Below are 13,729 nucleotides of genomic sequence, written 5' to 3'. Positions count from 1 at the left end.
AATAATGCCCGGGCTTTAGCCCTGCATAGCAAAAATTATGCGCCCGGGCAACGACCCGGGCGCAATCACAGCTTATTATAAGGCCGCTTTCGCCTTCTCTACCAGAGCCTTGAAAGCTGCTTCATCAGAAACAGCGATTTCGGAGAGCATCTTACGGTTGAGGGTAATGTTTGCTTTTTTGAGGCCATTCATAAAAGTAGAATAGTTCACGCCGTTCATTTTGCATGCTGCGGAAATACGGGTAATCCACAAGCGGCGGAAATCTCTCTTTCTGTGTCTACGGCCGATGTAAGCGTAATTGCCGGATTTCATTACGGCCTGTTTGGCCATTTTAAAATGCTTGCTCTTTGCACCCCAGTAGCCCTTAGCAAGCTTTAGTACCTTTTTTCTTCTTTTGCGTGTTGCCAACGCACCTTTCACACGAGCCATGATCTGTTACCTCCAAATATATGGTCAAAATAAGATTTCTTTTTTTAAGTTGCTAGCCTTAGCTGTAGGGCAGCATTTTCTTAACCTTCGCCACATTGGTAACGTCGGTCACAGTGGTCTGGCGCAGTACTCTCTTGCGCTTAGTGGACTTTTTGTTCAGAATATGAGATTTGAACGCGTGACCGCGAATAACTTTGCCGTTCTTCGAAATTTTGAAGCGCTTTTTCGCGCCGGAATGTGTCTTCATTTTAGGCATAACAGTTGCCCCTCCTTAAAATAATTACTTCGTGGGTTTTGGAGCAAGGAACATGAGCATATTGCGCCCCTCAAGCTTTGAGGATTTCTCTACGTTCGCGATTTCGGAACACGCCTGCGCAAATTTCTGCATGATTTGGTGTCCCTGTTCCGGGTGACCCATTTCACGGCCACGGAAGCGGATCGACACTTTTACCTTGTCCCCATCCTGTAAAAAGCGGGTTGCATGACCCACCTTTGTATTAAAGTCATGGGTATCGATATTCAGAGAAAGACGAATCTCTTTAATATCTACAACATGCTGATTTTTTCTTGCTTCTTTTTCACGCTTGGCTAGTTCAAAGCGGTATTTGCCGTAATCGATGATTTTGCAAACCGGAGGCTTCGCCTGCGGTGCAATCTTCACCAAATCCATATTGCTTTCCGCCGCCTTTGCCATGGCCTGCGCAATCGGCATAACGCCTAGCTGACCGCCGTCTTTATCTACGACGCGCACTTCTTTATCCCGAATTTCTTCGTTGATCTGCAGTTCCTTGTTGCTAATTGGTAAGCACCTCCAAAATACGTTTCAAGCTAACAAAAAGCGCGGACAGAATTACTCCATCCGCGCATCAATACCAAATCACATGCCCTTAACTATGTTAAAAACACCGTTGTATTGACCCATGACGGACGAAACCCCATAGGTGAGAACAAAATTATGTCCTGCTTTGTTTACAGATAACATTATAGCAACCTCATTTTCTTTTGTCAAGAAAATAATTTTATAAACGGGAAGCTCCCTCGCCCACAAAAGGAAGTTCACCGGTAACCACTTGACCCAACGCAAAGGAGTACAAGGCACACTCCTTTACGGGAACCTCCAACACACGCTCGATTGCCATTTTGTAAAGGGCAACCTGCACACGGTAACGGCTCCAAAGCTCCTCCGGAGAGGATGCCCGGTCTGTTTTATAGTCTATAATCACCGCACCGTCCGGCTCAACAAACACACAGTCTACCGCACCCTGCAAAATCACCTGCTGTTCTTCGGGTACTTCCTCTTTCAATAAAGATGCAGGAATTTCTACTGTAAAACGAAATTCTCTATGGCATATTTCTGCCGCAAGCATTCGCTTTGCAATTGAACTTTGAAAGAACGCTGACACACGGTTCAGCTTTACCGCTGCCGCCTCTTCTTCTGATAAAAATCCGCCGGTTTGCAGTCGTTCCAGCTCCTTTTCCGGGTGTTCTGCCGCCGAAGCATAATTGGCAAACTGCATATACTGGTGCAGCGCCGTGCCTCTCTCCGCTGGAGTAAGGCCCGATTTGCCCAAGAACGCGGGGCGAGACATAATTTCGTAATCCTCCCCCGCACTCTCCGCGGCAAGCTCGGAGGCAGACACCTTAGCCGGCACTCCAAACAAAGAAGCATCCGGGTAAACAAAACCGATTTCCCCGGCAATACGAGAAAGTAACTCTTCATCTGGCGGTGGCATAGCCACAACAGAATCCGCCTGCTCCCATTCTTCTTCTACAAGCGGAGCAGGAAGAACACGTATCTCCCACGGTGCACCGCCGCAATCGGCAATCAGTTCGCCGCTGCACAGAGCACGGTCGCGAAGAGCACCTCCGCTCGGATGGCGCAAAGCGCAGGAAAGAAGCCAGTCTGAAATACTGGATGCCGAGCGCACCACGTATGGAGAGATTCGTTCGTCTGCCGTAAGCTTTGGTGCAATCGAGGCGAGCGAGCTGTTTAAATCTCGTACCGTAGTGAGCAGTATCAGTTTTTCTCTCGCCCGGGTCATCGCAACATACAGCACACGCAGTTCTTCAGACATTGACTGCCGCTCCTGCTCCAACGCAATTGCTTCTCTTGGCAGAGTCGTTACTCGGGCAAGCCCGCCCTGCTCCTTACGCTTAATGCCGAGGCCAAGCTCCGGGTGCAGCAAAGCGTCACCGCGTTCCTTATTAAAACGGCGCGCACAGCCAGCCAGAATGCAAACGGGGAACTCTAATCCCTTTGATTTATGAATACTCATAATACGTACAACGTTTGATGCTTCTGATATGGTAGAGGCCCCCGGCAGGTCACTGTTCTGCTCCTGCAAGCGGTCTATAAACCGAATAAAACCTGAAAGGCCGTTATAGCCGGATACTTCATATTTTTTTGCGTATTCCATGAATAGCTGCAAATTCGAAAGGCGCTGTTCGCCATTCGTCATTGCTTGCACCAAGGTAAGATACCCGGTTTTTTGGTAGATGGAGTGGAGTAGACGGTCAGAGGGAAGCGTTGCCGCAAGAGAACGCAGGGAATCCAGCTCCTCCATTACTTTGGCAGCACGGGCATCCCCTTGCTTTGCTGTTTCGCTCAGCGCCAAATAGAGTGGTGACTTTGGCAGGTGCAAGCGAACCACACTTAATTCATCTGGTGTAAAACCGTAGATTGGGCTCATGAGTACCGATAACAACGGAATATCCTGCACTGGATTATCTACCACACGGAGTAAAGATAAAATGGTGGCTATTTCCGGCGCTTCAAAAAAGCCACTGGAGGAATCTGCCCACGCAGGCACCCCACACAGCTGAAGCTCTTTCGCATATTTGGCGGCATACTGATTTGCACTTCGCAAAAGAATGCAGAAATCACGGAACACTGCTTTTCTTTGCACCCCATTTTCTGTTACCTGAAAATCCTGTGCTATGAGTTGCAGAATCGTTTCTGCAATATGGCGGCTTTCCAGCAGCTCCATTGCATCTTCTGAACCCTGTCCCATCGAAAGGTCGAGTATATCGAGCCGAGTTTCGCAGTTTTCCTGTGGCGGGTAGGCTGCACCGGCGGCAAGTAGCTCTTTACCGCTGTACTCTACGTCTCCCGCTTGTGAGGACATTAGCTGCCCAAACACAAAATTTACCGAATCCGTTACCGTAGAACGGGAACGAAAATTCTGGTCAAGCACAATGCACGCCGGATAATGGCTATCTTCACGATCATATTCCGCAAACTCCGAGCGCCTCTGTAAAAAGATGCGCGGCATCGCTTGGCGAAAGCTGTAAATGCTCTGCTTTACATCGCCTACCATAAAGAGGTTTTCTTCGTTTTGCGAGATTGCACGAAACAGCAAATCCTGCGCTTCGTTTGTATCTTGGTATTCGTCTACCATGATTTCATCGAATCGCCGCGAAAGCTCAATCGCCTCTTCGGTGCGTTCATAACCGCTCCCTGTTTCACGCACCAAAAGCCGCAGCGCCCAATGCTCTAAGTCTCCAAAATCGGCAAGTCGGCGCTCTGCTTTCATTTGGTCAAGCGTATGTGAAAATGTCGTTACCACATAAAATAATTGCTCTACGATGGGCGACAACACTCGCAGGTCCTCCGTACAATCCTGCGCAGTGGTGGAAAACAGAGCCGCAAGCTTTTTTACCGTGCTTTTCACTTCATCTCGGCAAGCCGTTAGGCGAAGCTTTAAAGGGTCTTCCGCATAGCCGCGCACCGCTTTTAGGCGAACAAACACAAAATTGGCGGCAAGCTCGCCCACAGCATCCCATTCCCCTCGCTGTGCTGCACTCTGCAACGCCGTTAGCCCTGCAAGGTCTGACTGGTACGCTTCGGTATACGCCGCACAAAGCTTTTCGTCTGCCTGCATGGATTCAAGCGAATCGCGAATAAGAGAAAGGCTGTAATCGCAGGCCTCTCTAGCAAAGTGCAGCAGGCATAGCCCCCATGGGGTTTCTTCTACCGGAACAGAACCGGAATACATCTCCGATTTTTCCCGCAGCCAACGCTCCGGGAACGGATGGGAACGGATAAAGTTATAGAGCTGATTCACCGAAAGAATGAGCCGGTTATCATCTCGGTCAGAGCTGAACGCTTCTACCAACTCATAAAAATCGGGATTTGCGGTGGCATAACATTCCTCTAACACCTGCGTGATGGCTTCTCCCCGCAGGATGGACATTTCACCGTCATCTGCAATTCGAAAATCATGAGATATATTCAGCTTATAAAAGTTCTCACGAACCAGCTCACTGCAAAAGCTATGTACCGTACTGATATGCGCACCGCCAAGCAGTATTTGCTGCCGCTGAAGCGCTGTATTAGAGGGGTCCTCCGCCAGCATACGCGAAAGCTGCTGAGCAATTCGCTCCCGCATTTCTGCGGCAGCGGCTTTGGTAAAGGTAACAACCAAAAGGCGGTCTGCATCACTGGGGTTCTGCTCATCTGTCATGCGTTCCAGCACACGTTGAACTAAAACCGCTGTTTTACCGGAACCGGCAGCGGCTGAAACCAATAGCGTGCCACCTCTTGCATGAATCGCATCCGCTTGTGCGGGCGTCCATTTCCGTTCAGACATTCGCGTCCCCCTCCTTTTCTGTTGGTTCCCCTAATATCTGGCGCAGTGTGTCGTTTTTATCAAACCTCTGGCAATCGCGCCCGCCATCCGCAGTTTCATGCCCGCATACAGCGGTATAAGGGCAATACAGGCAGGCATTGTGTTCCCCAGTAAGAGGCTGAGCGGCAACGTCTCCCTCATGCAGCGTTTGCACCATCTTCCCCGCAAGGTCCTTGATATAGTCCATTACTTTATTCAATTGAGGCTCGCTTACAACAGATTCTGTTTTCGCGGGTTTCCCGTCCTTGAGTGCAACAGGGATATACTTGCCCGCAGCTTGCTCCTCCATCCCCTGTATCACCCGGGAATCATCCAGCAGCAAACCGTTCATGCGAAGCTTCTTTTCTACCGCCGCTTCGAGTGAATCGGGTGATTCCCCTCTCGCGGCAGAGATTACCGGACGAACGGAGGGCATGTACAAAATACCAGCTGGAGAGAAGCGCCCGTTTTGAATGAGCGCCGCTAAGTAAATCAGCATTTGCATATTTACTCCATACAGCACATCCGAAAGGCGGAACTCCTTTTTCCCGGTTTTATAGTCCACAACGCGTACATATGGTACGCCATCCAGCTCCATTACGTCCACACGGTCAATCTTTCCCTCAACCGTTGCGGTTTCTCCGTTTGGAAGCGTAATTTTAAGTGGCGGGAACTCCCCGCCTTCTTTGAGCTCCAGCTCAAACGCCGCAGGCTGAAATTTACTCTGCGCCAATTCTTTTGCAATGTGTGCCACTACCACTTGGGCAGAATCCGCAATGCGGTTGACCAGAAAGCGGAAGCGGGGGCTTTTGTTCTCCGCACCGCCTAGCTGTTCTTCCACATAGCGCTCAATGCAAGAGAGAATGAGTTTCTTGAGTGCATCCTCTTCCAATTCTGACAGAACTTTTGCGCCCTGCTCCTTGAGCAAATGCTCGAGAAGATAATGAATCAGGCTGCCGTATTCGAGTGCATTGAGCTCTGCGGGACGGCGTTCTTTTGCACTAAGGCCATAGCGGCAAAAATATTGGAACCGGCACAAGTGGTATGATTCGAGCTGTGTAGCCGAGATATGACGCAGCTTTTCAAACAGCATTCTTGCCCGAGCGGGATTTTCAAAGGCGGCGGGCGCTCGCTCATGTACCCGCCGTAAAGCAGATATTCTTTCAGGATAACCCTCTCTGCCAGAAAACAACTCCTTTAATGTGGAAGATAGCACAGAGGACTGCCCCCAGAGCCGCGCGGTTATTTCAAATGCAGATTGTTCACTATTGGCAAAGCTCTCTTCCGGCAGAAGATAGCGGCTTTGAATGGCTATATCCGGCAGGATAGCGCGAATTTCACCCACAATGGAGGAAGGTGCCTTTGCCGCTCCGTCCATATCCGCCGCTGGGTAAGTCACAATCAAGCGTTCCGAAGGAGCCGCCATAACGGTATAAGCCATCAGCCGCTCATCCATAGAGGAATCCTCCATGGTGCCGTTGAGTGGTAAACCCATTTGAATTAACGCGCGCCGCTCTTCGTCGCTGAATACACCGTCCGGCGATGGGTTTCGGGGGAACTCCCCCTGCACCGCTCCTAAAAGGAATACCACCTTGGGATCAGCCGGGCGCGAACGATCCGCCGCACCTACCGTTACCTCGTCGAGCCCCTGCGGAATACTGCCAATCGTTGCAGATGCAATTACCAGCCGCAAAAGCTCGCCAAACCGCTGTGCGGTAAGCACCTTTTCACGCAGTACCAGAGCCATTTGATCGAGTATCTGCATTAAAAGCTCCCAAAGTCGGTATTGGCGGTCTGCCAGCTCCGTTTCCTCCACCGCTTTCATCTTGCGGCACATTTGCTTTACATTCTCCGGCACATTGAGTGCCAGTAGAAAATGGTAAATTGCGCGAGAAGCCGTTTCTCCGTCCGCTAAGTGAACAGCGTCCGCAAATTCACGCAGTGGCAACACAATACGCTGCCGCAGCTCGTTTAATAAAACAAGAAGTTCTGCATCTTCCTGTGTTAACTCACCAGCAAAGCCACGCGGGTGGCGAGACCAAGGCTCAAGCCATTCTCGGCCAGAGAGCTTCCATAAAAACGTGTAGTTTTCCAAAAGAGAAATCTCTTCAGGAGAATAGCCGCATAGCCCCGTTTTCAGACAGGCAAACATATCGTCAGACCGGTAGCCCGAGCGTGCCGCTGCAAAAGCACACAGCACAAGGCGCATGAGCGGTTCCGTATCAATTGCACGGGGATCATCCATAAAATAGGGAATCTCCCACCGCTCGAGAGCCGCATCTAAATTACTGCGGTACGCTTCCGGAGAGCGGGCAAGAATGGTAAAATCACGGTAACGATAGCCTTGCTCCATTACCATACGGCGAATCGACATTGCGACATACGCCGCCTCATCGTAGGTACTGCGGGCAGAATAAAGCACTACATCTCCCGCATCTCCTCGCACCGGAGTATGTCTGCCGCGGTATGCGCTGTTTTCCACAGCCTGTACTCCGGCATTTTGAAAACGAACACCTGGCTCCAGCACAACAGGAGCCGCCACCGCAACCGAGTTCTGCCGTGCGAGGCGCATTAAGCTGCGCGCCGTTTGGTATACCGGTGTAAACAGGCTCATTTCCGCATCCGCTTTGCCGAGACCATCCGCACACAGTGCCACGGTAACCTCTTTCGCATGGCAGAATGCAAGCTCTAATATGCCCAGCTCCTGTGCCGTAAAGCTTTTGAAGGAATCTACAAATACGGTATAGCCCTCAAAAAAACGGTGCGTTAACAGCACTTCCTTTAAGCGGGTCAAATCATCCTGCGGGTCAAGGTAGCTTTGCGCTACCAACGCCTCATACGCTGCTAAAATCAACGAAAGCTCCTTCATTTTTTCGCGCAGAGTTCCGTCTTCCATCTCCTCTGCCGCGCGAGAAAGCTCCTGCGGAGCTACGGCACACATTTTCATTTCCGCCGATGCCGTAAGCATCATACTCACAAGCTCTGGTGTTTGCGTGTGTTTTTGGTACAGCGGAAGATGGTCTGCCGTTTGCTCTAATGCAAGGCTCATGAGAATACTGCGCCCACCGTCATCTAGCCGCTTGCCACAGCACCCGCCAAAACGCCGGAACGCCGCATCTGCCAAACGGGTAAAGCTTACGACCTCTACCTCCGCAGCATGACGAGGCCCCAAAAGGCGAAGCATGGCGCGCTCACTTTCAAATGAAAACTGCTCCGGAACCAGAAGCATCAGCTTCTGCTCTCCCTGCCCGGCTAACCGGTGCAGTTCTTGCCGAACAAAATGTGTTTTTCCGCTTCCGGAACGCCCGAACAGCAGGTGCAGCATGGTAATCCCTCATTTCAAAACGCACCACCACTTTGGCAGCACAGATACATTTTTAACGATTTAAATATTATACCATAGAGGGACAATGAAAAAAAGCGTTCTAAAATCGGCATAGCTATATGAGGTTAATCTTCCTTGTTCCCACTGTATTTTACCTTGACATCGATATTAAAACGGAGTATGGTTTTCTATAGATTCCTATTTTTGGAAAAGCTTTAGCACTGTAAAGTAAGTATCCACTAACAAAGAGACAGCTTCTCTATACAAATCATTTGAAAAAGGAGTGCCATATGAGACACGAAGCCATTCAAACTGCGTATCAAACCTTAGGGAAAGAAGCCACCTTCTACGATGGAATGATTACCTGCTCCACCCTGCCCGGCAAATTTGTTTGCGGGCTTGTATGGAATATGAACAAAGTAAAGAATGACCACTATTTAGAAGTGGCTCTTTCTGGCATTCCAGAGGATTTTTCAGGTAAGATGCTGGAGGTTCCAGTTGGAACCGGTGTTTTAACAATGCCAATCTACCAAACCCTACCCCAAGCAGAGGTAACCTGCCTCGATTATTCTGCCGACATGATGCAGTCCGCACAGCGCCGTGCTGCCGCAGTCGGACTTAAAAATGTACAATTCCAGCAAGGGGATGTGGGAAAGTTGCCTTTTGCCGACGAAAGCTTTGATTTGGTGCTTTCCTTAAATGGATTTCACGCGTTCCCAGATAAGGAAGCCGCTTACAACGAAACTTGCCGCGTTTTAAAGCCGGGCGGAACTTTTTGCGGTTGCTTTTACATAAAAGGCGAACAAAGCCGAACCGATTGGCTAATTGAAAAACTCTACGTGCCAAAGGGCTACTTTACCCACCCATTTGAAACAGCAACCAGCTTAGAACAAAAACTAAAACAACGGTATGCAGAGGTAACGGTTACCGCCATTGGCTCCATGGGGTGCTTTACCTGCAAAAAATAGATTTATTGATAGTGATACAGAAAGAAAAGCCATCGTGTTGGAACGATGGCTTTTCTTTAATTTATAGCATTTATTTGATTATAGCTTTGTTTTACTTCGTTTGATTGCCAGCAGCCCAATGCTTAAACTGCTCGTAAAGCTCTAGCGACTTAAACCGGATTTCATACTGTCCAGATACAATTTCCATTTGCTGTGGATTTAAAACATCGTCCAGTTCTTCTTTTTCTTCTGCTGCCGGCAGGCACATGGGCGGGAACATGACACACCACCAGTTTTTTCCCTGCGCCTCACCAATGGTTACGCGCAATGCGTCGTAAGTACCGGCAGGCATGGTAACCTGCTTGTAATGCCGGGTTGTAAAATAGATGTTCTCCAGCTCCACATTTACTGGGTATTGGTAGCCGCGCTGTGCAATCTCATCTGCGGCGGCGGCTTTTAAATGAGGGATATTCTGTTTTACTACCTTTTCTGCTTCCTGCTGATTGGTTACTCCGTCGAGCATTCCGGCAGACTCCTTTAAAATGCGATTGCGTACATAAAGCTTGAGTTCTTGATCCTGCGCAGTATCTGAATTCGCCAAAACATGCAGGCGCAGAACGCGGTTCGAAATATCTTCGCATTGCTCTGCAAAAGAAAAGAAAGAGGTAAAAGAGCAGGCTACTGTAAGTACAAAAGCGATTAACAGCGCTTTTTCTATGTTCTTTAATTTCATGGAGGTATGTTTGGTATTCAAAAAGGTCATCTCCTTCGTTATGTTAACCAAAGGATTGTCCATTTTTCTACCATTTATACGAACACAAATATTAAAAATAAAAATTATAAAAGAAAAGCTATTTTCCCCCACGAAAAGCAGAGAAAAACAGCTTTGCCTTAACTCATTTATTCCGCACCAGCCGGTTCACAAACAAACACATGCTGGTAGGTTTTGCGTAATTCTTCTCTGCAATGTTCCGAAGAAATCCGCTCAGAAAAAATGCCAAACACAGCCGATCCACTCCCCGTCATACAAGCACCAAGAGCCCCCATTGTTAAAAATGCTTGCCGCAGCTGTTCAATCTGCGGGAGCGGGAGTGCCAAAGTAAACGAATTGCCGAGGCAATCTGCAATCCGGGGTAATTCTCCAATTTTTAGCGCCGCCAGCATTGCGGGCGTAAAGTGCGGGTAGGCAGCACCATCACGGTCTGCCTGCGCAAATGCCGCAGCTGTGCTGACGCTTACCTCTGGCTTGCACACGACAAAATAGCAGCTTGGCATAGACGGGAGAGGGGTTAACACCTCTCCAATCCCCTCCGCACGCATGGTTCCCCCACGAAGGCAAAACGGAACATCTGCTCCAATTTGAAGCCCTAGCTCACACAGCTGTTCTAAAGTAAAGCCTGTTTTGTATATCCGGTTCATTGCCCGCAAAATGGCGGCAGCATCTGCACTGCCCCCACCCATGCCCGCTTGATCGGGAATGCGCTTAAGCATTTGAATGCGAATGCCCGCGCTTGTAATACCGGCTTGCTGGTAAAACAGGCGTGCGGCTTTCTGCACCGTATTATCTTTCCCGCAAGGAATCCCGTCTCGGTCGCAGAACAATTCAATCCCTAAGTGCTGAGTTGGCGTGAGCATTAAGGTATCGTAGATTGAAACCGTCTGCATCACCATATCCAGCAAGTGGTAGCCGTCTGGCCTGCGGCCAAGTATATCGAGGGTTAAATTCAGCTTTGCCGCCGCATAAACAATCATCGGCTTCGCTGTGTGCATGCACGTTCCTCCATTCTTCCCAGCAAAAAGACGGCTTTGCCCACCATACCCGCAAACGCAGGAGCAGCGAGCAAAACCGTTTCAACATTCCTGTAACAAATTATTTCAGAGTGCCTAAAAAACGCTCAATTCGTTTGAGGGCCTCTGTAATATTGGCAATCGAATTCGAGTAAGCAACGCGTGCAAACCCTTCGCCGCAATCGCCAAACGCATCGCCAGGTACAATTGCAACCTTTTCTGCGTAAATGAGGCGTTCACAGAACTCTTGCGAGCTTAACCCACTGCTTTTAATACACGGAAACACGTAAAACGCACCTTCAGGCTCAAAGCAGCTCAGGCCAAGCGAATTGAAACTATCTACAATCAGGCGGCGACGCATATCGTATTGCGTACGCATCTCTTCAATGTCATCGTCACCATTTTTGAGTGCTTCAATGGCAGCATACTGCGCCATAGTAGGTGCACTCATAATACCGTACTGGTGCAGCTTTGTCATTTCAGCAATAATGGGGGTTGGCCCCATTGCAAAACCAAGACGCCAGCCAGTCATGGCATATGCCTTTGAAAAACCATTGATTAAAATGGTGCGTTCCTTCATTCCCTCAATGGAAGCAAAGCTAACATGAGGTGTACTGCCATAGGTAAGCTCACTGTAAATTTCATCGGAGATTACCATGAGGTTATGTTCTTTTACAACGGCGGCAATTTCCTCCAAATGCTCACGGCGCATTACGGCACCGGTTGGGTTATTGGGGAACGGAAGAACCAAAATTTTTGATTTCGGAGTAATCTTTGAGCGCAACTCTTCTGCCGTTAAGCGGAAATCATTTTCTGCCGTTGTCTCTAGAATAACCGGCACGCCGCCCGCCATTTGAGCAAGAGGCACATAGCAAACAAAGCTCGGTTCGGGGATAAGAACTTCGTCACCCGGGTTTACAAGCGTACGAAGAGCAGCATCGATTGCCTCAGAACCGCCAACCGTCACAACCACGTCTGTTGCGGGGTCATATTCTACTTCGTACTTGCGCGCCATCCACTTACAGATTTCTTGCCGAAGCTCCATAAAGCCACGGTTTGGGCTATACCAGGTTTTCCCCTTTTCCAGTGTTTGAATACCGGCTTGGCGTACATGCCAAGGGGTTGAAAAATCCGGTTCACCTATGGAAAGTGAAATCACATCGTCCATCTCACTTGCAATATCAAAAAACTTTCGAATTCCCGAAGGCTTCAGCGATTGTAACTGCTGATTCATAACACCCTGATAATCAATCACCATACACACCCCGTTCTTTGGTCTTTTTCTTCTCCGGAGTGCAGAACGACTCCTCCATCTTTATAGCGAGTCAAAATAAAGTGGGTAGCCGTAGAAACAACCGAATCCAGAGCAGCAAGGCGGTTCATAACAAACAATGCCACTTCTTGCATGGATTTGCCGTGTACAATCACAGCAAGGTCGTACCCGCCAGACATTAAATACACGCTTTCAACCTCATCAAAGCTCATCACGCGGTCTGCTACTTCATCAAAACCACGGTCGGGCTTCGGTACTACTTTCAGCTCAATCAGAGCCGTAACCTTATTTTGGTCTACCTTTTCCCAATCAATTAGCGCACGGTAGCCTTTAATTACACCCTGTTTTTCATACTGTTCGATTGCTTCGTTGACCTTTTCCTGCGTTGTGTCGAGCATTGCTGCGAGCTGCGCAGGGGTCAGTCTGGCATTTTCACTTAAAAGAGCTAACAATTTTTCCATGAATAGTTCCTCCTTAAAATAACTGAACAGTTCGCGGGAATTGACCCTGCGCTGTTTATTCAATAGGCAACAAAACCGGTTCGCGCCCAACATAAATAGTAAAACGGTCGAACCCAGCTTGTAGCAGCATAGAAAGCCCGGTTTCAACACCGGCGCCAATGTCGCCCCAACGGTGCGCATCGGAACCAATGGTCACATACGTTCCACCCAATTGGCGGAAACGTCGCAGAATCTCAAGCGGCGGTAAGGTTTGCCCCAGCTTTTGCCGAAGCCCAGAGGTGTTTAGCTCAAGCGCCTTGTGGTTTTGAGCCAATAGACTTAATATTTCGTCTATTCGCTCGCTAAACTCGGGATAAAGCGGAGCCGGAATACCCTTTTCGCCAACAATATAGCGGTACGGGTACGTAAGGTGCGCCAAGGAATCAAAACCATTCCAACGAACCATCTCAAGAATCTCATCAAAATAACGGGTAAGCAGAGTAGTTACATTTAGTTGATTATAATCTAAATAATAAAAATCCTCCATGCCCCTAAGATTATGGAGGGAGCCGAGAACAAAATCAAAATCGCAGGTAGAAAAAACATCCTGCGTTGCATTCAAATTATGCAAGGGTTGGCCTAGCTCAACGCCTGCATACACCCGTAGCTTCCCTTGGAATACGGCGGATGCTTTTTTTGCTTCGAAGTAAGACTGTCTTACAGAGCGGTCATAATCCTCTTTTTCATAAACATCACACTCACAGTGGTCGGTAAGAGTAATCGCATACAGCCCTTGGCGCTCTGCTGCCTCACACATCATCATAGCCGGGTCTTCTGCATCTCGGGAACAATCACTGTGCATATGGCAATCGGAAAAAAATCGATATCTCAACGCCTGGCTGCCTCCATTCTTAAAAATG

At 48.9% G+C, this 13,729-nt stretch carries 11 protein-coding genes; 1 reads left to right on the top strand and 10 read right to left on the bottom strand.

Annotation, left to right across the window (positions count from 1 at the left end; genetic code table 11):
- Positions 1–75: 75 nt before the first annotated feature.
- The 5 genes from rplT to E7L17_RS02360 all read right to left on the bottom strand — a co-directional run bounded on the left by rplT (position 76) and on the right by E7L17_RS02360 (position 8,361).
- The gene (gene rplT / locus E7L17_RS02380; protein WP_316321673.1) at positions 76–429 is read right to left on the bottom strand and encodes a 50S ribosomal protein L20; all 354 of its coding nucleotides are present in this window, start codon (positions 427–429) and stop codon (positions 76–78) included.
- A gap of 58 nt (positions 430–487) precedes the next feature.
- A complete protein-coding gene (rpmI, locus tag E7L17_RS02375) occupies positions 488–685 on the bottom strand; it encodes a 50S ribosomal protein L35 (protein WP_085833666.1) in 198 nt (65 codons plus the stop codon).
- A gap of 24 nt (positions 686–709) precedes the next feature.
- A complete protein-coding gene (gene infC, locus E7L17_RS02370; protein ID WP_316321672.1) occupies positions 710–1,180 on the bottom strand; it encodes a translation initiation factor IF-3 in 471 nt (156 codons plus the stop codon).
- A gap of 268 nt (positions 1,181–1,448) precedes the next feature.
- Positions 1,449–5,018: a helicase-exonuclease AddAB subunit AddA gene (addA, locus tag E7L17_RS02365; RefSeq protein WP_316321671.1), complete on the bottom strand. Its 3,570-nt coding sequence runs from the start codon at positions 5,016–5,018 to the stop codon at positions 1,449–1,451.
- The gene (locus tag E7L17_RS02360; protein WP_316321670.1) at positions 5,011–8,361 is read right to left on the bottom strand and encodes a PD-(D/E)XK nuclease family protein; all 3,351 of its coding nucleotides are present in this window, start codon (positions 8,359–8,361) and stop codon (positions 5,011–5,013) included. The genes addA and E7L17_RS02360 overlap by 8 nt, the downstream gene beginning before the upstream one ends.
- Before the next feature lie 290 nt (positions 8,362–8,651).
- On the opposite strand from E7L17_RS02360, the gene E7L17_RS02355 reads away from it, so the two are divergent.
- Positions 8,652–9,329, top strand: a complete 678-nt coding sequence (locus E7L17_RS02355) for a class I SAM-dependent methyltransferase (RefSeq protein ID WP_316321669.1) — start codon at positions 8,652–8,654, stop codon at positions 9,327–9,329.
- A 91-nt stretch (positions 9,330–9,420) separates the two neighbouring features.
- Here E7L17_RS02355 and spoIIR read toward each other — a convergent pair whose 3' ends face one another.
- The 5 genes from spoIIR to E7L17_RS02330 all read right to left on the bottom strand — a co-directional run bounded on the left by spoIIR (position 9,421) and on the right by E7L17_RS02330 (position 13,701).
- The gene (spoIIR, locus tag E7L17_RS02350) at positions 9,421–10,062 is read right to left on the bottom strand and encodes a stage II sporulation protein R (RefSeq protein ID WP_316321668.1); all 642 of its coding nucleotides are present in this window, start codon (positions 10,060–10,062) and stop codon (positions 9,421–9,423) included.
- A 146-nt stretch (positions 10,063–10,208) separates the two neighbouring features.
- Positions 10,209–11,078: a 4-(cytidine 5'-diphospho)-2-C-methyl-D-erythritol kinase gene (gene ispE / locus E7L17_RS02345; protein ID WP_316321667.1), complete on the bottom strand. Its 870-nt coding sequence runs from the start codon at positions 11,076–11,078 to the stop codon at positions 10,209–10,211.
- Positions 11,079–11,178: 100 nt separating this feature from the next.
- Positions 11,179–12,354: an aminotransferase class I/II-fold pyridoxal phosphate-dependent enzyme gene (locus tag E7L17_RS02340; RefSeq protein WP_316321666.1), complete on the bottom strand. Its 1,176-nt coding sequence runs from the start codon at positions 12,352–12,354 to the stop codon at positions 11,179–11,181.
- On the bottom strand, positions 12,348–12,830 hold the full coding sequence (locus tag E7L17_RS02335; RefSeq protein ID WP_316321665.1) for an Lrp/AsnC family transcriptional regulator: 483 nt from the start codon (positions 12,828–12,830) through the stop codon (positions 12,348–12,350). The genes E7L17_RS02340 and E7L17_RS02335 overlap by 7 nt, the downstream gene beginning before the upstream one ends.
- A gap of 55 nt (positions 12,831–12,885) precedes the next feature.
- On the bottom strand, positions 12,886–13,701 hold the full coding sequence (locus E7L17_RS02330; RefSeq protein ID WP_316321664.1) for a histidinol-phosphatase HisJ family protein: 816 nt from the start codon (positions 13,699–13,701) through the stop codon (positions 12,886–12,888).
- Positions 13,702–13,729: the final 28 nt, after the last annotated feature.

The organism is Clostridium sp. (genome assembly GCF_032576335.1).
GTDB lineage: Bacteria > Bacillota > Clostridia > Oscillospirales > Acutalibacteraceae > Faecalispora.
This window is presented reverse-complemented; position numbering and strand designations above follow the sequence as displayed.